This window comes from Serratia sp. H1w (assembly GCF_000633355.1).
Classification (GTDB): domain Bacteria; phylum Pseudomonadota; class Gammaproteobacteria; order Enterobacterales; family Enterobacteriaceae; genus Chania.
On record NZ_AYMQ01000045.1, the window covers coordinates 13,172 to 36,411 of the forward strand.

Sequence of the window (23,240 nt, forward strand, 5' to 3'; positions counted from 1 at the left end):
AGCGCCCCTACGCAGGATCACATTAGCTGCAAACGACACCGGACAGCTCCCTCGCCCTTTGGGAGAGGGTTGGGGTGAGGGGAGTGGTGGCCTTTTGGCTGAAGAAAACCGAACTGCGTCCGCGCTCCTCTTAGCCTAGTTAGACACCAACTGCACCACGACTAACCTGCCGCCTTCTTCGGTGGAAAGCACGAACTGCACGCCATCGTTCAGCGCCAGCTTGTCGCCAATCGGCACGACCTTTTTATCCGGTAAGGACAACAGCCCGCTGATACCTTCATTCACCAGCCACCACTGATCGTTATGGAATACGAAATAGCCCACGCGTTTTTTCTGCGCGTCCGGTGTGCGTTCGTTGGGGGCGATCAGGCGGTTAACGTGCCAGGCATAAATCGACTGGCCGCTCCAGACCATCAGGCGATGATCGTCGGGGCGGAAGCTCCCGGCCTTACGTGAGGAGTACAGATTCAGGATTGGCAGCTTGCCCTTGAACGGTGTGCCGCAATACGGACAGGCCGGGCGATTCTTACCGGAGAACACGTACCATTTCTGCTCGCAGGCAGCGTTCTGGCACGGCTGGATCAGATCGACCGTTTTCACCAGCGCCGTTTCCCACTCATCGGCGGTTGGCCGCTTGGTCGGTTCGTGCAAGCCCTCGATGAACGCTCTTTCAAACAGCGGCGTCAGGTAGGGCCCCATTATGGTGTAGGGCACTTTCTGCGGATCGGCCCAAGGCAGCGAGGAAGGGCTGACCTGGTTGAGTTTGACCGCATTGCTGTGGTCGGTCGGGTGCTCAATAAACAGCGCTCTCTCGCCCATTGCCAGCGATTCATCGCGCATCTCATCGTCCATGTCATGGATCTTGCCGCCGCGCAGCGGATGGCGGAAGAACAGATACATGTAGATGAGCACGGACAAGGCGTGCCGGTCGGTAGAGATGCTTGGCAGAATGCGCTGCGGGTCCTCTTTCGGCAGATGGCTGGTTTTCACCACTTCCGGGGCGATAAAGTCCGGTGTGCCGACCACGTCTGGTGGATACTTGCCCGGAACAACCAGCCCGTCGACATCAATGATGCAGGCATGGCCCTGTTCGGGGTCGATCAGCACGTTTTTATAGCTCAGATCGCTGTGGCACAGGCCGGCGGCGTGCATACGCCGGACGGCCCGGGTCAGCAACAGGCACACCTTCAGGTAATTCAGGGTGTTGCCGCGTTCACGCGGATCGAGAAACTTGTTCTGGTTATTGGCGCTGGCGAACCATTTGCCTTCCTTCTCGCGGCCTTTAATGCCCAGGAAGTCGTTGTTCTTCGAGCCGTACTTGAAGAAGAAGTGGCTCTGGTAGGTGGGCACCACGATGCCGATTTTGCCGTCGTGTTCCACTATGCTGGTCGGCCAACAAAACAGCCCTTGCCAGTAATCGCCACCGGACTGTTCGAAAATGTTCTGCCGGTAGCGGCCGGTGATCATCTCGATGCGTTCTTTCGCCTGCTCGTTCTGCGGCTTTTTATAGAATGCCACCACGTAGGACTTATCCGGCGAAAAGTAGACGTCCTTCATCGAGCCGGAGCCGATGATTTCATCAACATACTGGATGGTTGCGCCATCCCTGGTGGTACAGGTAACAATATTTGCCATTTTACTCACCATGCCACGATCAGGGTCCGATCGTCGTGATTACCCGGGGAGAAGAAGTTCAGCCATTCAGCCAGCCGCTCTGCGGGCTGTGAGGGATCGCTCAGGCAGGGCGTCAGTTCCGCGATCAGTGCGTCCCACTTCTGGCTATTGAGCAGGCCGTTATCCGTTTCAAAGCGGGGATCGGAGACGCCGTCCGTCATCAGCACCAGATGGGAGACCTCGGTCCATTTACCGATGCTGATGCGCTTACTGAAGTTGGCATCGTTCACCGCATCGGCATCCAGGAAGCGCGTTTGGCCCGCATACTCGCCGCTATCCGGCGTACCCAGCACGCGTACCTTGCCGACTGGTCCGTAGGCCGCAATTGCCCCGTCGCCCAGCCAGAAAGAGGCGGCGAACAGCTCGTCCCCAGTGCGGAATGAAACGGTGACCAGCAAGGTGGTGGAATAGGATTTAACGCTCTCTTCCGCGCGGATGGATTCATTGCTGATGGTGTTGACGGCCATGATTGAGGCCTGGCGGAACAGGCGATTAAACGCTTCCCACACCACCCGCTGATCGTCCGTTTCCCAGCGAATAACGCATTGTTTTAGCTCTTTGCCTTTGTCGCTGTTCAACTGATCCGTCAGATAGCTGCCCACGGTTTGCGTCACGATGCGAGAACCTTCGCGCGAGTTTTTCGCGCTGCCTGCGCCGTCCGCTACCAGCATGATGTTCCAGCCGGTCTCGCTATTGCTGGCGATGTAAAAGTCATCGTCTCGGAAGGTGCCGGCATGTTCGTGCGAGCGCCCTCTGCGGCTGGCCGCCACGATGTTCACGCCGGGTTCCTGGATATGCTGATGGGCAACATGCGGTTTGAAATAGTGGGAGTCGGCCGGTGGCTCAACGATTTTCCACAGGCTGCGCGGATCGGGGTTGACGATAAAAGGGATCTTGGTAGAGCTTTGCGGCACCGCTGGGCAGGACCAGGTGACCGTGATTTCAAAGTCGCCGCTTTCGGTCGCGGTTCCCACTAGTGCAGACGTCGCGGGATCGAAAGTGATGCCGATATCTTGCGAGAACTCGACGGCCACCACTGCGGCGGTCGTGCCATCGTCCAGCACGATATCGATTTCAGAATGGAAGGGCACGCCGCTGCGGGCATTGGCCACGTTGATTTTTGCCTGTGGCTGAACGTTCAGAGGCATACTTACTGGCGTGGTAGTCCCTGATGGGATCTGGCCCGGTTTCAGGTCTTCTTTTGCAGTTTCAGGCACGGTGACGTCTCCTTGTTCTTCCAACGGAGTAAACGGCATTTTCTGCCAGTCAGCGGGGGTTGCCTCGGCTACCGGGATGTCTTCGCTTTTGGTGAGGATCACCTTCGGTATTTCTTCGGCGTCGGGCGGGGTCACTCTGGCCGTCACGTTCTTAATGAGAATGGTGAGTAAGGCGCCGATTTCCTCATCGGCACTGAGGCTGACAAGCTTGGCGTCGTCCACCGATGCTGTGGTTTCCTCCAGGATCAGCGTCAACACTTTCTGGTGTAGGTCTTCCATCAGCCTTTCCCTCGCGTCACGTCAAAATCAGAGTCGCCGCCGTTGTCCCTGAACGTCAGGCCCTTGTCGCACCACGGACAGATAACGTCATCGGGCCCGTTGATACACAGTAGCTTGCCGCAGCTACACATGGCGAACGCGCTGGCATTGCCGCAGTAAGGGCAACCCGGCACTCCGTGCAGCTCGCTGGTGTTAACTTGGATCGCGGACGCGGACTCATCGCTCCAGGCAAAATAATCCTCATCGATCGGGAAGCAGCCGTTGAGGTTAAAGCCGTTGATATTGAGCTTGAAATCCAGCGAGGAGAGGTTAACGGCCGGGCGCTCGTATTTCATCAGGTAAGGGCGGCGTGACTTGCTGCACCGGCCCGTCAGGGTAACGCAGTTCTCGTCGTAGGCTCTGGCGATATCATCTTTGGCCAGCCGTACAATGTGATCGGTGTGGGTGAGCAGCGGAGGCGCATCTTCCCCAACGCTGCGGCTGTGCGCGGAAACGGAAGCGGTGATCCACTTGATGAACTGGGTGAAATCACCTTCCTGGCTATCGGTGAACAGCAAGACGTTGTCGGTCAACTGCCGCAGGATGTTCATATCGGCGGAAGGGCCAAGGCCAATGGCGATTAGGTTGACCTTGCTCGCGTACTGTTCTTTCCAGCGTTTGATTTCGGGGATGGGGTCATCCGTTGGGCGGCCATCGGTGAGCAGGTAAACTACCGGTTTCCAGTCGCCTTTGCGTTCCTGGGTGGTTTTTCTGACCTGTTGGTCAAGCTGGTGGGTGAGCTCCCGCAAAGCCGCACCCAGATTGGTGCCACCGCCGATCGGCAGGCGCGGGGGATAAAATGACACCACCTCCACCAGCGGCACGATGGTTTTTGCTACCCCGGCGAAGGCGATCACCGATAGCCAGGCGGTCTCCAGCGCGTGGGGGTCTTTTTTCAGGTCGCTGACGATCCTTTGCAGGCCATCATTCATTTTCTTCAGGCTTTCCCCGATCATGGACTCCGAGCAGTCCAGTACCAGGAAAATAGGCAGTCTTCGCATGGTTAAAAACCTCGTCAGGCCGAAACTTCGTCGTGGGGGCGAGAAAAAACAGGCAAAGTCTCGGGTTGAGGCTTTGCCTGTTGGCTACAGAACCAGCTGTATTTCCGGTGGCGGCGGCGGCAGATTGTCCTGCCCGGCGGTGACACCGGCACTGGAACTGCCCGACGCCACGCTGGCTGACACCCATTTGAAGAAGCCGGAAAATGCCGTTGAATCCAGAGTTTCAAGGGCCACAACCTGGGAGGTCAGTTGCTTGAGGTGCTCATGTTTGGCCTTCGGCCCAACCGCGCAAGCGATAATGGAGCCGAAGGAGCGTTTTTTGACTTCCTTGATCGCCTCGCCATAGGCATAGCTGTCTGACGGGGTGCCATCGGTCATCAGGAACACCAAAGGCCGCCAGTCGCCTTTCTGATCGCCATCGGAACGATGAATATCGCGGTCAACGCACTGGATCAGACATTCCAGCGCGGCACCGGTGAAGGTGCCCCCTGCGCTAGGGACGACAATATCGCTAAATTGAAACTCTTCCAGCGAAGTCAGCGGGATAAACTCCCGGGCTTCGTTATCAAAGGTGATGATGGAGATATGCACGCTTTCCAGGGCATACGGATCCTGGCGTAGCGCGCTCATCATGGACTGAATGCCCACGTTAACGGCATGGATCGACTCCCCGCGCATTGACCCGGAGGTATCAATCAACAGATAAACGGGTAGCCTTCTCATTGCAGGTAGTTCTTCAAGTGGGACACGAAGGAGTCGGACTCGGAAGGCTCGCCAATCGCATTCAGTTTCCAGCCGGTGCTTTCACGCACCAACTCGGCAAACAGCATTGAACGCTGGCCATCAAAGGCGGCCCCGCCCGAAAGATCGAAACGCGCCATCTCCACGTTTTTGGCATCGACCGCACGGATAAAGGCGTTTTGCACCTTACCGAAGTGCTGCTTCAGCTCCTGGCCGTTATAAATCTGCACGATGAAGACGATTTTTTCATACTTGGGATCGAGGGAGTTCAACTGGGCGATGATCTGCTCGTCATCACCGTCGCCCGCGCCGGTGCGGTTGTCACCGGTCAGCCAGATGTGGCCCGACTTGTGGCGCAGGCTGTTGAAGAAAATGATGTCACCGTTGACCAGCGAAGGCCTGCCGTTTTCCACATCACCCAAATCGGTCACTTTGCCTTGGGCGTTACACAGGAAGGCGATGACGTCGAGGTCATACTCCGGCTCTTTCTTGCCAAACAAACCACCCAGCAGACCTTTCTTCTCTTCATTGATATCCCAGCCAAGCCCAATGGTGACTGAGGAAAGGTCGTGTTCGTTTTTACGCAGGCTGACGCTTTGTCCTTTACGCAAACTGACAGACATAAAATCTCCTTGAAAATGTTTTATAAAACAACGTTAACTTCGGGTGGTGGTGGGGGCAAATCGTCCAGGCCGATAACTTCCTTTTTACCTGACTCGACTTTCTGGCTGCCGACGGAAATGCTGGCCGACACCCATTTAAAGAAGGCTTTGATCGAGGTAGAGTCCGCCGTGTCTAGCTTGAGGACAATCTCGGTGATTTCCTGCAGCACTTTGGTTTCGGCGCTGTGGCCGGCGGCACAGGCAACGACCACGCCGGTTCGGGCGGCTTTAAAGTCGCTGACGCCTTTACGCCAGTCATCCGTTGGCGAGCCATCGGTCATGATGAACACCAGCGGGCGCCAGTCGCCTTTGGTCTCGGCGGTGGTTTTCTGCACTTCGTTGCTGATGCTGGTGGCTACTAATGAGAGAGCCTCACCTAGCGCAGTGGTACCGCTGGCCACCAGTTCTGGCAGCTTGAAGCTCAACAGATCGGTGAGGGGCACCGCCTGACGTGCGGAGGAATCAAAGGTGATCACGGAAACATAGGCGGTTTCGAGGGCGTAGGGATCTTGTCGCAGGGTAGAGAGCAGTGTTTGCACTCCATTTTTGACCGCTTCAATAGGTTCGCCCGTCATGGAGCCAGAAGTATCAAGTAGCAGATAGACCGGAAGTCTTCTCATAATTTCCCTTGCTTTATAGAGTGCCGAGTTTCTCCATCATAATTGTTCTGGTCGTTATCTCAACAGAAATACCCAGGGTTATTGGGAGATTATTCGCCCCTCACCCCAACCCTCTCCCATAGGGCGAGGGAGCCAGTTCAGCAACGTTGGCAGTACGTAGGGGCGCTGCATGCTGCGCCCGTGTGAAGGTCATATGCGAGGGGCAGGGCGTGGGGGCGTTATGGCTTTGGCTTGCTGGCCTGAATGCTGCGAACCAGCTCATCGATACAGCGTTCAACCACCATATCCACCGCTTCGCTGCGAGTCGTTTCGGTGATCCTGGCTAAGCGGTCAATTTTGCGTAACACCGACATTTTCAATGACAGCGAAACGGCTTTCTTCTTCTCTTTATCCAGATAGACCCGGCTGACGACTTCACCGGTTTTCAGCTCCGAGTTGGCCGCTAACGCATCCTGCATACGACGAAAATTCTTCTTGTCCAGATGGCCAGGCTGCGTCAACTGATAGGAATGCGTGGCCTTGCGGTATTTAATCTCCGCCTCGTAGGCATCTCTCAGTTCCTTGAGCACGCGTGTCAGGGTTGGCCCCGAGCAGTCTAACTCGGTGATGATCTTCTCTGCGGACACGGGTTTGCCGGAACTGAGCAAAATGGCCAGCTTGTAGATCCGTGCCTGTCGCGTATTGAGTTGCATGATTAATGGCTGCCTGCGTTGATGCTGAACCGGTGGTTTTCCTGGGATGACTCGGTGGCAATACCATACACCTGAGCGCGTGCCAGGATCTCTGACGCCCAGCGGCGATGGGTTGCCGGTTCACACATGGTGCCCTGCGATTTAAACACTGCCTGCGAGGAGTTAAGGATCCGCAGTGCATCGGTATGATCGTTGGCTTGCACCATCAGAGCCTTTTCGATCTTGCCGATCTGGTTCGGATGGATGGCCGTTTTGCCGACCAGGCCATGGGCGATATCGAGTGCCAATTCTCGATCCATAATCTGATGATCGTCAATGTGCTCGCAAACCGGTGCCGTCAACGCGAAATCACGCGGGGAAAACACGGCGACCAGCATTTTTATCACATAACCCATCGGGCCGTCATACAGTGTCAGGCTACGCGGTCTTCTGAGCGCGACCACGTTCATCAGGTCGTTGCCGCCGATACGCAGCGCGATAATCCGCCGATAGCACGGATGAAGGTGCAAGGCGTTGGCCAGCTCACGCATCTGCACCACGTCGAACACTTCTTCTGTCTCCAGCGTCGGCATCATGCACAGGTGCGAGTCCTGCATCATGCTCCACCAGTAAGGCAGCGAAGCCAGCGTGAATTTGGGCAGCACAAAGCCGTCCATCGCGCTGAAATCCATACTCGCCAGCAGCTGTTTACCCATTTCTTTATGTCGGGGCCGGACGAATACCAGTGGCCAGTGTTCGTTGCCATCCGCGGCCTTGGCCTGGGCCAGGGTCTGGGTAAGCTCGCGCAGATTGTCTAATGCCTGTGGGATATCGGCATCGCTGACGGCATCTTCCAGGCACACGATCAGTGAGCGTAAGCCGGCGATCTTGTTATTGAGGATCGTCTCGGCGATATCCGTTCTGGTGGCTGGCATATACAGCGAAGCGCCCAGCCGCCATGGGGAAAGTCGTTGGTTCATCAGAGCACCTTCTTGATAATGGTTACCGCACGGTACTGCCCGATCTCATCACCGACTTCGGTGATGGTCAGCCCCTTTTCGCGCGCCAGATAGACCAGCAGCGCGACGTCGGGATCGTCTACCGTTCGGACCAGAACGTGATCCGGTACTCTGCGTAGCACGGCTCGCGTGGCCTCTGCGATCCCTGGTTTAATTCGGTTAACACTGGCAACCTGATATTTCTCTGCCAGATTGCGGACTACCTGTTCGCTTTGCTGCTTCAGGAACGCCTTTCTGTCGGCATCCTGAGTGCAGGGTTCGATGGCTGCCAAATCCTGCGTGGCGCGATATTCAGCTACGGTATCAACCAGCAGGCGGCTGCATTCAAACCGGGCGAGATGATCGCATTGCACGCAGCCGTGCAGGCCTTCATTGGTCCAGATAGAGCGTGAGATCATACCGGAAACCGGCGCACCCATAATGCCAAATGGGATCAGCCAGTCGTCGTCGCTGGCGGACAGCCACGCACACCCACAGGGGTCGGCAAGTACGACCAGGCGGGGCTGAGCGGGATATCCAGGCCGGTCTTTCAGAGAGCGAACCAGTTCACCGGTAATGGCCCCTTTGCCCGTCCAGCCATCGACAAACACGATCCCTTCGGTACCGTGACGTTCCTCGATCCAGTCGAGCGCGACCATATCAATGCCCCGGTCGCGGATGATGCTGATGCCGTAATGATACGACGCTTTGCCCATGGCCCGCAGCGTTTGCTGGAGCATTACGCCCAGAGGAACACCCGCACGTACCAGGCTGGTCAGCACAATCGGCGTATCGCCAAACCGTGCAATCAGCGCAACGGCCAGCATCGAGACTTCTTTTGCCAGGCGTCCTGCTCCCTGATCGAGCGCACGGGTAAACAGGTCGAGGTGTGAAGGCGTCGGCTCCGGTTCCTGGCTCAACATTTCCGAGTAGTGACGGGCACCGGACTGGATCAGCTGTTCTTTCTGATCGACTGGCGTCATCTCCATTTCTACCGGTTGCAGTAGAAAGTGCACGTCCTCGGGCAGGTATGAACCGGAAAAGGGCACAAAGTCAGACATATTACTGCTCTCCGAAAATATGGCGGGAGATCGCTTCGGCGAACTGGCTCTGGCGCGGCAGGCCAAACCAGGTGCAAAGCTTCATAAAACGATGATCGCTGAGGCTGTCGCCCAAGCCGATAACCGGGAACACGCCGCGTTCCTGCCGCAGCTTTTCCAGCAGGAAGGTGACGGCCAGCCCTTTTTCTACCACGGTCGGCAACCAGGCAACGTTGTTGCTGTTACGGTGGACGTAGTAGCCGTCGGTAGGGAACAGCTGCTCAATCTCATCGGCGATGGCGTAAAGTTCGTCCAGGCGGGTGCTGTCGCGGTGTTTCATCACCAGATAGACCGGCGTGTCGCCGTATTCATAGTTGATCCGCGCCCAGCCATTGATATTCCGTTCGGCCATCAGTTCGGTGATCTTGTGCTGCATTGCCAGCAAATTGGCGGCATAAGGTTGCAGCTTTGCCAACATCAGCGCCTGCCAGGCGGCATCTGCCTGCCCCTGCGGGTTGAGGATCACCGCACCGTGCGTTGTCACCGCCCATGATTGGAACGGGATACTGACCCGGGCGATCTCTTCTGTGCCCCGCGCGGTCACCGGGATAAGCTCGGCATGCTCCAGCATCCAGTCTACCAGCATCGACTGTTCTTCGGTCATGAAGCTGCGTGGTTCCAGGCTGCGATCCAGGGCACCGGTGCGATACGGGGCCAGGTCAAGCTCGTCGACCATCTTGCGGCGTGTCTGGAACAAGGTGTCGTCCAGATCGGAGAAAATGACCGGCTTATTCATAGCAAATAACCTCAACGGTGGGGGCAACCTGTTGCAGCGCCGCAATTAACGCGGGGTCAACGCTTGCCGCTGGGGTCTCGGTACACAATAGGATCCGGTCAAAGTGTTGATGGGCCACATTGTAGACATAGTTGGGGATGCCCAACCCATAGTTATCGCCAAAGGCAATGGCGGACTGGATGGCGAACCCGGTGGCAATCGGCGAGCGGGTGGTGGAGCTGAATTTGACCTCCGCCCCCTGTTTTTCCAGGCGTTCTGCCAGCAGGAAGGGTTCCCAGACAAACTCGCTGCTGCCCAGCACCAACACTTTCTCTCCAGGATACGCCTGAATATCGCTGCCCAGATCGGCACTTGGCGCTGACATGCCCAGGCGGCCCCAGCTTTGTTTGCCGACGATCGGCACGCTGCCAGTGGCCGTGACGTTGACGGCTGGCATAACGGGGACCGGAGCATCTGGATTGGTTTCCCAGTGCCAGTCCCCCTGCACCAGTGAAACATACTGGATGGGGATTGGGCTACGCTGGGCGAGCGCATCGCCGCTCCAGTCCGTAAGCGTGACGGTGATGGCGCGGGCAATATTGTGCAACCCGGCATCCTGCTGCAAGGCCTGCAACAGGTTGATGAAGGTGTTACCGGTGGTGGCTTCATCGTCGATCAGCACCACGGTTTTGGCTGCGAGTACGCGACGGCGCAGCTCGGCATCCTGTGGCAGGTAAATCAGGTGATCGGTGGCATGGCTGTGGTTTTCTTTGAACTCGCACAGCAACTCACCGCCCTCAACCGGGTGACGGGTTGAGGTCAGATACACCGGATCGCTGACGCTACCCCGGACTTCGTCAAACACACCAGCGCCGAATCCGACGGCGGTTTCCGCCATGCCGATAAACAGCACCGGGCCTGCATCACAGGCCGGGAACAGCGCGGCCAACTGTTGATAGACAGCACGCATCGCGCTTGGCGGTACCGGAATATGGCGGCCCAACACTTTGCTGACGAACAGAAAGGCGCGTTTCGGGTTGCGCCGTTCGGCCACGTCGAACAGATCGTCCAGCGCGATCGTTCCGCCTGTAGGGGTGACCGTTAGCGTACCGCAGGACAACGTGCGGGAATAAATTGGCGTCATGGGTTAGTCCTTAACCAGCAGGTTGTCGAGCACGGGATGATATCTGACGACATCGGTAATGGAACGGACGATCGCTGGCGTAAACAGGGCGTTGGCCTCATCAATTACTTGCTGTTGGCTCATTACGCCTAGCTTATACAAGGCGAACAGGCCGGGCAGGTTGACGCCGCTGAAACGGGTATAGCCGATACCGCCTGACGGGCGCAGGTTGATTTCCAACAGCACCGGACGCCCGCTGGTGTCATTGCGGGTTTGTACGTTGACCAGGCCGTCGGCCTGCATCGCGCTGGCACAGGCTTTGGCGAGTTCAAACGCCTCGCCGTGGTTTTCCAGATATTGCAGCGCCCCTTCTTTGCGGCGTGCCACGGCAGCCAGGACGGTGCCTTGATCCACCAACATATCGACGGAATATTCCGGGCCTGGCAGATAAGGCATCAGCACCAGCGGCTCAAACGCACCGGCATCCGCCAGCGCGCTGAGGTAGCGCTGCGGGTTTACTTTGCGGTTTTCCGGGTGGGTAAAAGCGGCCATCGGGCCTACACTTTCATCAAAACGCCAAAAACCCATGCCATAAATACCTTTCACCGGTTTCACGCACAGTTGCGCGCCAGCAAAAGGCGAATGGCTAATCAGGTCGCGCAGCTCTGCCACCGACTCAATACGCAGGGAGGGGACGACTGGCAGCCCCTGTTGCTCCATAGCCTGGGCAAACGCCACTTTGTCATCGGCCAGTTCAAACATGGCCTGGCTTTTGGCTCCGGTAGTCAGCGAGACGCCGGCAGCCTCGATCTGTTGACGGTGTGATTCAAACCACTGGGTGTTGCGGCCCGTGTGGATGGCATTGATACCGCACTGTTTTACCGTCGAGAGGATAAAAGGCAACCGCAGCTCGTCTTCTTTCGGTTCGAACAGCGCCACGTCTGCCTGGGAGAGGATCTCGTTACGTTCATTACGGTGTGAGGCAACGACGGTCACGGCAGTTTGCTTGGTGTCAGCCAATGAAACCATGCCCTGAATAATATCCCGCTGGGAAGATAAGCCTTCCATGAGCCAAATTTTGAGTGTCATTTTTTGAGTGTACCGTTCAGGGCTTGAGGTGCTGGTTAAAAGGATCCGCGGCGTCAGTATACCGTTTTCAATGTCAATCATAACATGATGTCAGTCTAGAAGTGAAAATTTACGTTAAAAAGTGGCGTTAAAGGCAGTTTGTAGCCAAAAAATTACCAAATGTGAAAAAAATAAATTCTTTAAAAATAGTGTGTTAACCAAATTAAAGCCGCAGGTCAGCAAAATGGGGCTTGTGCGTGAACACCATCATGATATGATTTTCTACTCATGGATTTTGGTGTAAAAAAATCACTATTTTCAATACCAACTTGAAGGAACTCAGACCATGGTTTCATTAACCAAGAACCAGACCGTTTCGCTCAGCAAGCAGTCCTCTTCTATCAACCAGCTGCACTTCGGCCTGGGTTGGGATCCGATCAAGAAGAAAGGCGGTCTGCTGAGCAAGATGTTCGGCGGCGGCAGTGATGCCATCGATCTCGATGCTGGCTGCGTATTGCTCGATAGCGCGGGCAAAACCATCGACACCATCTGGTTTCGCAAGCTGGAGTCCAGCTGCGGCGCGGTAGTACACAGCGGCGATAACCTGACCGGTGAAGGCGATGGCGATGATGAAGTGATCAATGTAGAGCTGGCAAAACTGCCGGCGCAGGTGGAATACCTGGCCTTTACCGTTAACAGCTTCCGTGGGCAGTCGTTCAACGATGTCGAGAACGCCTTTTGCCGCGTGGTTGATCAGGCCAACAAGGAGCTGGCACGTTACGAGTTGCAAGAGCAGGGCGCTCACACCGGTATCGTGATTGCTTCACTGCGTCGTAACAACGGCCAATGGGATTTTACCGCGCATGGCAAAGCGTGCAGCGGCAGAACCATTGATGACATGCATGCTGACATTGTAGCTACCGTGGTGCGCTAATGAATATGACTCCGGGGGCCAATGCCCCAGTTCCAAGCAAATTACTGAAGGTGCGCGTGCTGTCTGGCGCACCGGTTGATGCCTCCGCTTTCCGTCTGTATGCCGATGGCAAAGTGAAGGGCGACGCGGACATGATCTTTTATGGTCAGCCCAAGAGCGATGACGCTACGGTATCGCTGACCAATGAAGGTCATAACGCCAACTTCGCGGTAGACGTCAGCCGTCTGCATCCGGACGTGCAGAAGGTGGCCTTTACGGTGACCTGCGAAGGGGCACAGACCGTGGCGGGCCTGCAACGCCTGCTGATCCAGATCGAAGCGGATAACGAAGTACTGCTGGTGGGTACCGTCGAGCTGAATGGCCGCCAGGAAGCCGCCTTGATCCTGGGTGAGCTGTACCGTCGCAACAGCGAATGGAAGTTCCGTTTTATCGCGCAAGGCTTCAACGGCGGGCTGAAACCGCTGGCTGAGCACTTTGGTGTGGATGTGGCAGATGCTCCGGCACCTGCCCCGGCGGCGGCTCCAGCGCCTGCTCCAGCCCCAACGCCGGAGCCAGCCAAAATCAGCCTGAGCAAGGTGTCGTTAACCAAAGAAAAACCGGCTATCAGCCTGACCAAGCGGGATAACTTTGGCGAGATCCGCATCAACCTGAACTGGCATCGCGGCAGCGGCCCAACAGGGTTACGGGCCATGTTCAGTTCGAACAAGGGCATCGATCTCGATCTGGGGGCGTTTGTCGAAATGGTCAACGGGGAAAAAACGGTGATCCAGGCGCTCGGTAAGCGTTTCGGTGACTACAACCGCGAACCCTATGTCCAGCTGCAAGGCGATGATCGCACCGGTGAAGTTTCGGACGGCGAATGGCTGCATATCAACGGACGTGAATGGAAAAACATCCGCGAAGTGTTGGTGTTTGCCTTCATCTACGAAGGGGTGGCCAGCTGGGATAAAACGGATGGCGTTGTCACGTTGCATATTCCTGACCAGCCGCCGATTGAAACACGTATGACGGAAGGCCAGAACAACCGCAACATGTGTGCCATTGCGCGTCTGGTGAATGAGAACGGCAGTATCAAGGTGGAGCGTGTTAACCGCTTCTTTAACGGACATAGTGATATGGATCAGGCATTCGGCTGGGGTTTCAGCTGGAGAGCAGGGTCAAAGTAACTAATTTCACAGAGGATTTCACCATGAGTTTTTTCAACAAGGTTAAAGGGGCATTCAATGCCAGCCGCGACGAGCTGACCAAGCAGGTGAGCCGTTTCAAGAACAAGAAGTTCATGCAGGGCACCGTTGCCGTGTGCGCGCGCATCGCCGTGGCCAGTGACGGCGTCAGCTCTGAAGAAAAACAGAAGATGATTGGGTTCCTCAAGGCATCTGATGAACTGAAAGTGTTCGAGACCGCTGAGGTCATCGAATTCTTCAACAAACTGATCGCCAGCTTTGAGTTCGATGTGGAAATCGGCAAGGGCGAAACCATGAAGTACATCCTGGCGTTGAAAGATCAGCCAGAAGCGGCCCAGTTGGCCATTCGGGTTGGTATCGCGGTAGCTAAAAGCGACGGCGACTTCGATCAGGATGAACAGAAAGCAGTACGCGAAATTGTGGCTGCACTTGGCTTTGAAGCGGCCGAATTCGGTCTTTAATGTAATATCCACTAAAGGTTAACTATGGTATCCACGCACATCGGCTTCCCGACCGAAACAGTCATTGTTTTCATTGTATTGGCTGTCGGGGCCATTTTTATCGACTTGTTTATGCACCGCGATGACAAGCCTATTTCGCTGAAGAGCGCAGCCTTATGGTCTGTGTTCTGGGTCGCCGTGGCGATGGCGTTTGCCGGTTTCCTGTATATCCACCACGGCGCCGAAGTGGCCAGCCTGTTTGTCACCGGTTATGCCTTAGAGAAGGTGCTGTCGGTTGATAACCTGTTTGTCATGATGGCGATCTTCTCCTGGTTTGCCGTGCCGGATCGCTTCCGTCACCGGGTGCTCTACTGGGGCATTATCGGGGCTATCGTGTTCCGCGGCATCTTCGTGGCCATCGGTACCGGCTTGCTCAGCCTCGGGCCATACGTTGAGATTGTCTTTGCGCTCATCGTTGCCTGGACGGCCGTGATGATGTTGAGAAGCGGCGATGACAATGATGAAATCGAAGACTACTCGCAGCATCTGGCGTATCGCATGGTCAAACGGTTCTTCCCGATCTGGCCGAAGCTCAGAGGTCACGACTTCCTGCTAAGCCAGAAAGAAGTGGATGAAGAGTTGGCCAAACCGGAAAACAAAGATGTGACCATCGGCCGTGGTGCCAAAGCCTGGCGCTATGCCACTCCGCTGATGCTGTGTGTGGCCGTGGTCGAGCTGTCCGACGTGATGTTTGCGTTTGACTCGGTACCGGCCATCATCGCGGTCAGCCGTGAGCCGCTGATTGTTTACAGCGCCATGATGTTCGCCATCCTGGGCCTGCGTACGTTGTATTTTGTGCTGGAAGCGCTGAAGCAGTACCTGACGCACCTGGAAAAAGCCGTTATTGTGTTGCTGTTCTTCATTGCGGTGAAACTGGGTCTTAATGCCACCGACCATATCTGGCATCATGGGTACAGCATTTCAGCCACGGCGAGCCTGTTTGTCGTGCTGGGCGTTCTTGCGGTGGGTATTCTCGCGAGCGTCATGTTCCCCGGCAAGCCCGACGCTGAGGAGAAAAAGGAGAGCTGATCTCCTGTCCAGCCGAAATCAACTTGAATGAATTTAATTTTTGAGAGGTTAGAACAATGAGTGTTTCTTTATCTAAAGGCGGTAATGTTTCCCTGAGTAAAGCAGCCCCAACCATGAAGAATGTGTTGATTGGTCTGGGTTGGGATGCACGCTCCACCGATGGTCAAGACTTTGACCTGGATGCCTCTGCCTTCCTGCTGGCCGCCAACGGGAAAGTGCGCGGTGATGCTGATTTCATTTTTTATAACAACCTGACCTCTTCGGACGGTTCCGTTACCCATACCGGTGACAACCGTACCGGTGAAGGCGACGGCGACGACGAGTCCCTGAAAATCAAACTGGATCTGATCCCGGCTGACGTCGACAAGATCGTGTTTGTGGTCACTATCCACGATGCGCAGGCTCGTCGCCAGAGCTTCGGCCAGGTATCCGGTGCCTTTATCCGTCTGGTGAACGATGACAACCAGACTGAAGTCGCTCGTTATGACCTGACTGAAGATGCATCCACCGAAACCGCCATGCTGTTCGGTGAGCTGTATCGTAACAACGCCGAGTGGAAATTCCGCGCGGTAGGTCAGGGTTATGCCGGTGGCCTGGCCTCCGTGTGTGCTCAGTACGGCATCAACGCGTCCTGATCGACAAGTTAGTTAATCTTACGGGCAGTACACCACTGCCCGTATCATCCCCTACAAAGCAGGAGCTTTAAAATGGCAGTTTCTCTCGTAAAAGGCGGCAACGTATCCCTGACTAAAGAAGCACCAACCATGAACATTGCCATGGCTGGCTTAGGTTGGGATGCACGCGTCACCGACGGCCAGGGCTTTGACCTGGACGCCTCCGTATTTATGGTTGGTGATGATGGTAAGGTGCTGGGCGACAGCAGCTTTATCTTCTTCAACAACAAGAAAAGTGCCTGTGGCTCCGTTGAGCATCAGGGCGACAACCGTACCGGTGAAGGCGACGGCGACGATGAGCAGGTCAAGATTGAGCTAAGCAAAATCCCTGCTGAAGTCAAAAAGCTGGTGTTCGCCGTGACCATCTATGATGCCGAAGCGCGTAAACAGAACTTTGGCATGGTCAGCAACAGCTACATGCGCATTTACAACAACGATAACGGCACCGAAATCGCTCGTTTCGACTTGTCTGAAGATGCTTCTACCGAAACCGCGATGGTCTTCGGCGAGCTGTATCGCCACGGCACAGAATGGAAATTCAAGGCAGTGGGTCAAGGCTTTGCTGGTGGCCTGTCCGCGCTGGCCTCGCAGCATGGTGTGAATATCTAAGTTAGCTAGTCACTTTAGCAGTTTGAACACGTTACTTGACTGCTGCACCGCACTAGCTCCCTCTCCCTTTGGGAGAGGGTTGGGGTGAGGGGGCATAAAACTCCCTCGCCCAGCCCCACCCGCTTCTATCCCCGTTACGGAAAATAGCTATTTTAACAGGAGGTTATCCTGATGATTTTACAGTCTGGCCAGAATCTGGTGGTGAATGGCACCCAGCTCAACCTGACGCTGAACTACCCCGCCAACCCCGGTTTTCGTAGTGAGCCTGACACAGCGGTATTCCTACTGAATGCCGAGGGCAAAGTCCGTGGCGATGCCGATTTCATCTTCTTCAATCAAACCGCTACCCCCAACCGCAGCGTCGTTTTGCAAACTACCCATCAAAGCAGCTCCCTCTCGCTAGATCTCAGCAAAATTGACGCCGACGTCAGCAAGATTGCCATCACGCTGGTGATCGACGGTGCCGATGCGGTCTCTGGGTTGCAACACCTGAAGATGGATGCACAGAACGTCGCGCAATACAGCGTGGAAACGCAAGGTCGCCAAGAGAAGGCGCTGATTGTGGCTGAGGTTTATCGCCATGCCGGTAACTGGAAACTGCGCGCATTGGGGCAGGGATTTAACGGTGGTCTGGAACCGCTGGCCTTGAATTATGGCGTTGATGTGGCTCAACCTGCCGCACCGGTGACTCCGCCGCCTACCGTCAGCCTGGAGAAAAAACTGCAGGACAAGGCTCCGCATCTGGTCAGCCTGGCGAAGAACGTGACGGTCAGCCTGGCGAAATTCAATCTGCAATCGGTTAAGGCCAAGGTCGCGTTCGTACTGGATGCTTCAGGATCGATGTCTGGGCAGTTCAAAAAGGGCAATGTCCAAGCGGTGCTGGACCGCATTGCCGTGCTGGCCGTGCAGTTTGATGATGACGGTTCGATGGATGTCTGGGGCTTTGCGGAAAAGCACGCCAAGTATCCCGATGTCACGCTGGATAATCTCGATGGTTATATCAAGGCGATCCAGGGCAGCGGTAAGCGCTCAATGTGGGAGATCCTGCCAAAGCTGGGCGGTACCAATAATGAACCGCCGGTGATGGAAGAACTGATCGAGACGTTTAAACACAGCGATATGCCGGTGTATGTGGTGTTTATTACCGACGGCGGCATCAGCAAAACGCGCCAGATCAAAGAGGCGATCAAACGTTCCGCGAACTACCCGATTTTCTGGAAGTTCGTCGGTTTGGGTGGCTCGAACTACGGAGTGCTGGAGAATCTGGATACCTTCACCGATCGCCGGGTGGATAACACAAACTTCTTTGCGATTGACGATTTTGCCACGATGAAAGAAGACCGTTTGTACGATCTGCTGCTGGAAGAGTTTAAAGACTGGTATGACGCTGCCAAGGCGGAGCGGATTATTTAGCTGTAATGCTCCTTCCCCTCACCCTAACCCTCTCCCAAAAGGAGAGGGAGCTAGTTCAGCGTCGTTGTCAGGTAATGTGGCGTAGGGGCGCTGCATGCTGCGCCCGTGTTAAGGCCAGGTGCGGGAGTAAAACTGTGGCACGTTAGGTCCCCTCGCCCAGTGGGAGAGGGTTGGGGTGAGGGGTGATTACTGCTCGGTCTTACCTATGACATTTGGCTCCGCCACGCGTATCCGTTTCACCGCAGAACGGCGCTTGGACCAGGCCGGATGGAAATGCCGCCAGTGCGCATCTTGGGCAGCCGCCAACAGTTCGTAATCCCCACGGGTGTCGCCCCAGGCTCTGAGATGATAATTCCCCATTGGGCCATAGATACTTTCCAGGCGTTCGACCTTCTGCCCGCAACGGCAGTTATGGCCGGTGATGTGTCCGGTGAGCTTCCCGTCGACGATTTCCAACTGGGTGCCAATCAGCTTGATGCCCAACCGATCGGCGAACGGCTGGAGCACCAGGGCGGGTGACGCGGAACAAATCGTGACTTCTGCGCCAGAACTAACTTCCATCGCCACAGCAATCAGCCCAGAAGGCCGCATCAGTTTGGTCCAATAGGCCGAACAAAACTTCTCCGCCTGCTCACGAAACCAGTGCTCATCCACCCCCGTCAGGAAAACCTTGATCAGGGTTTCTTTTAACTCGTCACGGGTGAGCTTTTTGCGCATATGCTTAAACGCAGGCTGCGCCAGCTGCAACAAGCGACGGGCAAAAACGCGTCGCCCAAAAGCGAAGCGCAAAAATGGGATAAAACTGTCATGGTGAGTTAGCGTTCCGTCGAAATCAAAAACCGACAAAACTTGTGTTGTACGACTTGCCTCTGTATCCATCTCTAAATCATACCTCTACTGTGCAACACCGGGCGTTCCCCCCAATCTGGTGGAATGATAGCAGAACTCCCCCGCAGGTTGAATTTTTGGCGGTATTGGCCCGCAAACCCACTTTCCTGCAACATCTAAAACCCGACCCCCTCCGCAATATCCCTCCTTTTTGTGTGACCTCTCTGCCTCTAGCGGGTAAAATGCCCGCGCCCAACCAAGGGCAGGCTTTTTACAATTTGGATATGGCGTAGCCATAAAAAAGGAGTTTTTCCCTTATGACAGGTCTGTTTCTGGGGTTCCTTCTTGGATTTATCATGCAACGCGGGCGCTTTTGTATGGCCGGCGGTCTGAGAGACCTCTATCTGTTTCGCGACGGGCGCATGACCCTCGCTATCCTCATCATCATCACCCTGCAAAGCATCGGTCTGTTCGCCTTCGTTGCCCTCGGCTGGGCCAAACTTCCCGGTGGGGATTTCCGTTGGCTGGCAACGTTGGTCGGTGGAGTCACCTTCGGTCTCGGCATGGGGCTGGCAGGCTCCTGTTCCACCGGCGCTTACTACCGCGCTGCCGAGGGGCTGGCCGGCAGCATGATTGCCGTGGTCGGTTTTGTGGTCGCCAGTTGGTATATCCGCCAGCTAGGCGGCAAGCAGTTGTTCGCTCCTATCAACGCCCCGACCTTAGCGGATGCTTCACTGATGCAGACGTTCGGCATGTCTCCCTGGCCTGCGGTGGTCGTGTTAACCGTGCTGACGGGTGTGCTGGTCTGGCGTCATCTGCAACGTAAATCCTTCCCCATCCCGCAACCTAAACCGCGTAAGCAAGGCATTGCCCATTGGTTGTTCGAAGCACGCTGGCATCCTTTCTTCAGCACGGTGCTGATCAGCGTGATTGCTTTGCTGGCATGGCCTTCCAGCCTCGAGTCGGGCAGGGTCGGCGGTTTGGGGATCAGTGGCCCCAGCGCACAGTTATTCTCGTTAATTACCGAAGGCAAGACCGGCTTCTTCGGTTGGGCTGGCTATCTGCTGATGGGGATTTTCGCCGGTGCGCTGGTGGCTGCCTGGGGAAGTCAGGAACTGCGGCTGCGCTCACCCGGCATTCCGACCATGGTCAAAAGCCTTTGTGGTGGCGGGTTGATGGGCATCGGCAGCGGACTTGCCGGGGGCTGTATGCTGGGCAATACCGTCGTCAACACCGCATGGTTCTCCTGGCAAGGCTGGCTGTTTATTCCGTGCATTCTACTGGGTAGTTGGCTGGTCAGCTATTTCACCATTATTCTTCCAAATCAATCTTGTAAAGTAAAAGAGGGCTAAAAATATGAAAACGATAACTCTGGATACTACCGGTAAACTTTGCCCGTTCCCGCTGATTGAAGCTAAAAAGCATATTGAGCAACTGGGGGCTGGCGATCTGCTGGTGATTGAGTATGACTGCGCACAAGCGACGGAAAACCTGCCGCGCTGGGCTGTAGAAGCAGGGCACAGCGTGACGGATTTCCAGCAGACTGGCGATGCTCGCTGGCAGATTAGTATTCAGAAGGGGTGAGGCATGCGGTGCCCCTAGAAATTCAACAACACTGTCACTGTGTCATCAACGACCTGAATCAGAAAGAATTGTATTCGCTTTCCTGGCATAAATGCGGCGTTATCTCGTATTGTTCGCCACGCTAATGTGTAGCCATAGGCTATAGTTAATGCCTCGTCATGGATGGAGAGGAACGTGATGCGTTTTATTGTTATCAGACATGCTGAATCACAATGGAATCGGGAAGGGATTATCCAGGGGCAGTTGGATAGCCCGGTTACTCAACAGGGCTACAGGCAGATAGCGGCGTTGATGGTGGCATTGAAGGAAACACCGTTCAATCAGGTTTTCAGCTCGCCTTCTGGACGTGCCATGACCACCGCGCAGGCGCTGGCAACGCATAGCCAATGTGCGGTCAGGAGCGATGTACGGCTGCATGAACAGCATTTTGGCTGCTTTCAGGGGCAACCCTACCATCAGGCAATGCGCAACCATCACGATATTATTTCCCGCATCTTTGCCGGGGAGCCATCGGCTTCGGCCCCTAACGGGGAGTCAGCTTTTGACGTTGCGCAGCGCTTGTTGGCCTTTTTCTTGAGTTTTCCCTCTTCTGCGCGCGGCACTTTTGGTGTGGTCACTCACGGGCATGCTCTTCAGGCGCTGATTTGGCGCTTGAAAGGCGGGAATTGGATCGATGATACCAGTCAATATGGTCACCCCAACTGTTGTTACTCAATCATTGAAGTGGGGAATGGGCAACTGCAATTGCAAAGCTGGGGAGTGGCCACGCATTTGCGAGCGTTGCAGCTGGCGCCGATTTAAAGTGGATCCGGCGTCAAACTCAAACAACATATAAACATAACTGCTTACTCTTTGTAATAATTGGCCGATATGCTTACTATCTGCTTGCCGCCTGGTATTTGAGTGGCGCATTGCCCTCTGTGGGAGGGTTAACCTTGACGAAGAAAGGATACACAGTGAAAAACATTTTCTTTTTTGACGCGATGCTGACGCCGAAAATAATTACCGGCGTTTATTGGCTCTGCCTATTGGGTATCTTGGTCGGTGGGATTGGTTCAATGTTCTATGGCGAGTTTTTCCGCGGCCTGCTGGGCATGATCTTTGGCGGTGTACTTACCCGTGTCTGTTTTGAAATGGTGATCATCGCCTTTAAAAACAACGAGTATCTGCGCAAGATTGCTGAAAAACCGTGATGTTGCGTAGGCTGGAGATGGCATCATTAGCGCCACCTTCCCGCCAATGTTAACTAAAGCCGAGCAGGGTGAACGCATCGTCCTCGGGGTAGTAGTCAAGCAGGCGCGTGGTTTCTTCTAACGATAATCGCTTATAGCGGTTGTTAGAGATGCCATGCACCACCGCATGCTGCACATCGGCAACCCGGATGCAACGATCGAGCAGATCGGCGGCATCCCGGTGGCTCAGGAAGGCGCTCATATCCCGTGCGCTGATCTGCTGGCCCACTTCCAGGGTCGTGAAGTTGGCAATCCGCACCGACAGTGCCGAAAGCCCCTCCTGATGGGCAAAATAGGCGGCGATACCTTCGCCAAACGCCTTGCTGGCCCCATACATGTTCTTTGGCTTCGGCGCATCGTCCGGGCGCACCTGATAATCCAACGGATAGCCTTCCACCGCTTGCGCGCTGCTGGCAAATACCACACGTCGGCAGCCAGCGTCCTTCGCTGCCCGGAAGATGTTGAATGTGCCCAGGATATTGTTGTTCATCAGTGAAGAGCAGAAATCGGCTTCTGCAGACGGATCGGCGGCTAAATGCAGGACAGTATCGATGTTGGCACAGGCCGCACGGCAAGCCTGGATATCGGTGATATCAAACGCCAACACCTCATCGTTGGGCCGTAAATGGGTAAGCAAGCCGATTTCTCTTTCCGCCAGGCGAAAGTCGTAACGGTGGCCTGCGAAGTGCCTGAATGCCGTCGCCACTCTGCCACCGGCACCGGTAATCAACACGCGACCAAGTTCTGTACGTAATGCCATGGCGGCTGCTTTCCCTAAAACAAATTTTCTGGAGACTAGTAATAATACCCTGAGCTTTTTTTGTCCACTATTTAGTTAGTATTTCTGATGTGTTAAACATCTCTATTAGGATGTTTCCTGTATTTTTGGCGACTTAAGTCAGGATTTTTAAGCATGCCCTCACCTTAAAGCGTTAGAGGCTGAGAAAACAAAACGAAGACTCAAAAATTTTAATGTGATGTTTTTTATGTATTTTTATTGATTTAGTGCGGTGTGCATCGTTTGCCAAAACGGTCATTTACGGTAACTTACACTTCAAAAATAAGTTAGATATTCTAATATTTTTTGTCTGGTTCTGCTTTCTCCACAGCGAGAACCCGCCGGGGGAAATAATGTATGCCGGATCACACTTCGGCAACTTTGTGGCGGAAAGCCTTGCCGCACCGAAAAACAGAATGTTACCGTCATAGCTCAACCGATTTAGGGTTGTCACTGCTTTGGCAGGCAAAACCTAAACCTCGAGTTTCTGTTTCCCCACGTTGGGAGCAGAGGCAGCGAGGTTTAGGTTTTTTTTTGCGCTGAATTCCTTCACGACGATTGGCCATC

General features: G+C 55.1%; 25 protein-coding genes. 11 read left to right on the forward strand and 14 right to left on the reverse strand.

Annotated elements, in window-relative coordinates; genetic code table 11:
- Nucleotides 1-135: 135 nt before the first annotated feature.
- The 12 genes from U869_RS0108690 to U869_RS31860 form a co-directional block, all read right to left on the reverse strand.
- Complete coding sequence (locus tag U869_RS0108690) at nt 136-1,635, reverse strand: helix-hairpin-helix domain-containing protein (protein WP_025119075.1); 1,500 nt, start codon at nt 1,633-1,635, stop codon at nt 136-138.
- A 5-nt stretch (nt 1,636-1,640) separates the two neighbouring features.
- Nucleotides 1,641-3,170, reverse strand: coding sequence for a PP2C family serine/threonine-protein phosphatase (locus U869_RS0108695; RefSeq protein WP_025119074.1), 1,530 nt, complete (start codon nt 3,168-3,170; stop codon nt 1,641-1,643).
- On the reverse strand, nt 3,170-4,210 hold the full coding sequence (locus U869_RS0108700; protein WP_025119073.1) for a TerY-C metal binding domain-containing protein: 1,041 nt from the start codon (nt 4,208-4,210) through the stop codon (nt 3,170-3,172). The genes U869_RS0108695 and U869_RS0108700 overlap by 1 nt, the downstream gene beginning before the upstream one ends.
- Before the next feature lie 84 nt (nt 4,211-4,294).
- Nucleotides 4,295-4,933 (reverse strand): VWA domain-containing protein, encoded by a 639-nt coding sequence (locus U869_RS0108705; RefSeq protein WP_025119072.1) that lies wholly within the window; start codon nt 4,931-4,933, stop codon nt 4,295-4,297.
- A complete protein-coding gene (locus U869_RS0108710) occupies nt 4,930-5,574 on the reverse strand; it encodes a TerD family protein (RefSeq protein ID WP_025119071.1) in 645 nt (214 codons plus the stop codon). Before U869_RS0108710 ends, U869_RS0108705 begins: the two co-directional genes overlap by 4 nt.
- Nucleotides 5,575-5,594: 20 nt before the next feature.
- Entirely contained in the window at nt 5,595-6,233 is a 639-nt protein-coding gene (locus U869_RS0108715; RefSeq protein ID WP_025119070.1) for a VWA domain-containing protein, read from the reverse strand.
- A gap of 218 nt (nt 6,234-6,451) precedes the next feature.
- The gene (locus U869_RS0108720) at nt 6,452-6,925 is read right to left on the reverse strand and encodes a tellurium resistance protein TerW (protein WP_025119069.1); all 474 of its coding nucleotides are present in this window, start codon (nt 6,923-6,925) and stop codon (nt 6,452-6,454) included.
- Nucleotides 6,926-6,927: 2 nt separating this feature from the next.
- Complete coding sequence (locus U869_RS0108725) at nt 6,928-7,884, reverse strand: HpcH/HpaI aldolase/citrate lyase family protein (RefSeq protein ID WP_025119068.1); 957 nt, start codon at nt 7,882-7,884, stop codon at nt 6,928-6,930.
- Complete coding sequence (locus tag U869_RS0108730; protein ID WP_025119067.1) at nt 7,884-8,963, reverse strand: cysteine protease StiP family protein; 1,080 nt, start codon at nt 8,961-8,963, stop codon at nt 7,884-7,886. Before U869_RS0108730 ends, U869_RS0108725 begins: the two co-directional genes overlap by 1 nt.
- A 1-nt stretch (nt 8,964) precedes the next feature.
- Complete coding sequence (locus U869_RS0108735; RefSeq protein WP_025119066.1) at nt 8,965-9,738, reverse strand: hypothetical protein; 774 nt, start codon at nt 9,736-9,738, stop codon at nt 8,965-8,967.
- Entirely contained in the window at nt 9,731-10,861 is a 1,131-nt protein-coding gene (locus U869_RS31855; RefSeq protein ID WP_025119065.1) for a phosphoribosyltransferase domain-containing protein, read from the reverse strand. The genes U869_RS0108735 and U869_RS31855 overlap by 8 nt, the downstream gene beginning before the upstream one ends.
- A 3-nt stretch (nt 10,862-10,864) precedes the next feature.
- Nucleotides 10,865-11,929, reverse strand: coding sequence for an ATP-grasp domain-containing protein (locus U869_RS31860; RefSeq protein ID WP_025119064.1), 1,065 nt, complete (start codon nt 11,927-11,929; stop codon nt 10,865-10,867).
- 325 nt (nt 11,930-12,254) lie between these two features.
- On the opposite strand from U869_RS31860, the gene U869_RS0108750 reads away from it, so the two are divergent.
- The 7 genes from U869_RS0108750 to U869_RS0108780 all read left to right on the forward strand — a co-directional run bounded on the left by U869_RS0108750 (nt 12,255) and on the right by U869_RS0108780 (nt 18,251).
- Nucleotides 12,255-12,842, forward strand: a complete 588-nt coding sequence (locus U869_RS0108750) for a TerD family protein (RefSeq protein WP_025119063.1) — start codon at nt 12,255-12,257, stop codon at nt 12,840-12,842.
- Nucleotides 12,842-14,008, forward strand: a complete 1,167-nt coding sequence (locus tag U869_RS0108755) for a TerD family protein (RefSeq protein ID WP_025119062.1) — start codon at nt 12,842-12,844, stop codon at nt 14,006-14,008. The genes U869_RS0108750 and U869_RS0108755 overlap by 1 nt, the downstream gene beginning before the upstream one ends.
- Before the next feature lie 23 nt (nt 14,009-14,031).
- Entirely contained in the window at nt 14,032-14,487 is a 456-nt protein-coding gene (locus tag U869_RS0108760) for a tellurite resistance TerB family protein (RefSeq protein WP_025119061.1), read from the forward strand.
- Between the two features lie 24 nt (nt 14,488-14,511).
- Nucleotides 14,512-15,555, forward strand: coding sequence for a TerC/Alx family metal homeostasis membrane protein (locus U869_RS0108765; protein ID WP_025119060.1), 1,044 nt, complete (start codon nt 14,512-14,514; stop codon nt 15,553-15,555).
- A 56-nt stretch (nt 15,556-15,611) separates the two neighbouring features.
- Nucleotides 15,612-16,190, forward strand: coding sequence for a tellurium resistance membrane protein TerD (gene terD / locus U869_RS0108770; RefSeq protein ID WP_025119059.1), 579 nt, complete (start codon nt 15,612-15,614; stop codon nt 16,188-16,190).
- 72 nt (nt 16,191-16,262) lie between these two features.
- The gene (locus U869_RS0108775) at nt 16,263-16,838 is read left to right on the forward strand and encodes a TerD family protein (RefSeq protein WP_025119058.1); all 576 of its coding nucleotides are present in this window, start codon (nt 16,263-16,265) and stop codon (nt 16,836-16,838) included.
- A gap of 171 nt (nt 16,839-17,009) precedes the next feature.
- The gene (locus tag U869_RS0108780) at nt 17,010-18,251 is read left to right on the forward strand and encodes a VWA domain-containing protein (protein WP_025119057.1); all 1,242 of its coding nucleotides are present in this window, start codon (nt 17,010-17,012) and stop codon (nt 18,249-18,251) included.
- A 186-nt stretch (nt 18,252-18,437) separates the two neighbouring features.
- Here the strand turns inward: U869_RS0108780 and U869_RS0108785 are convergent, their stop codons facing one another.
- Entirely contained in the window at nt 18,438-19,130 is a 693-nt protein-coding gene (locus U869_RS0108785) for an HAD family hydrolase (protein WP_025119056.1), read from the reverse strand.
- A gap of 266 nt (nt 19,131-19,396) precedes the next feature.
- Here U869_RS0108785 and U869_RS0108795 point away from each other — a divergent pair, with 266 nt between their 5' ends.
- The 4 genes from U869_RS0108795 to U869_RS0108810 all read left to right on the forward strand — a co-directional run bounded on the left by U869_RS0108795 (nt 19,397) and on the right by U869_RS0108810 (nt 21,856).
- A complete protein-coding gene (locus tag U869_RS0108795; RefSeq protein WP_025119055.1) occupies nt 19,397-20,431 on the forward strand; it encodes a YeeE/YedE family protein in 1,035 nt (344 codons plus the stop codon).
- Nucleotides 20,432-20,435: 4 nt separating this feature from the next.
- The gene (locus U869_RS0108800; protein WP_025119054.1) at nt 20,436-20,663 is read left to right on the forward strand and encodes a sulfurtransferase TusA family protein; all 228 of its coding nucleotides are present in this window, start codon (nt 20,436-20,438) and stop codon (nt 20,661-20,663) included.
- A gap of 177 nt (nt 20,664-20,840) precedes the next feature.
- A complete protein-coding gene (locus tag U869_RS0108805) occupies nt 20,841-21,464 on the forward strand; it encodes a histidine phosphatase family protein (protein ID WP_025119053.1) in 624 nt (207 codons plus the stop codon).
- Between the two features lie 155 nt (nt 21,465-21,619).
- Complete coding sequence (locus tag U869_RS0108810; RefSeq protein ID WP_025119052.1) at nt 21,620-21,856, forward strand: DUF4282 domain-containing protein; 237 nt, start codon at nt 21,620-21,622, stop codon at nt 21,854-21,856.
- Between the two features lie 49 nt (nt 21,857-21,905).
- Here U869_RS0108810 and U869_RS0108815 read toward each other — a convergent pair whose 3' ends face one another.
- The gene (locus U869_RS0108815; protein WP_025119051.1) at nt 21,906-22,655 is read right to left on the reverse strand and encodes an NAD(P)-dependent oxidoreductase; all 750 of its coding nucleotides are present in this window, start codon (nt 22,653-22,655) and stop codon (nt 21,906-21,908) included.
- Nucleotides 22,656-23,240 lie beyond the last annotated feature (585 nt).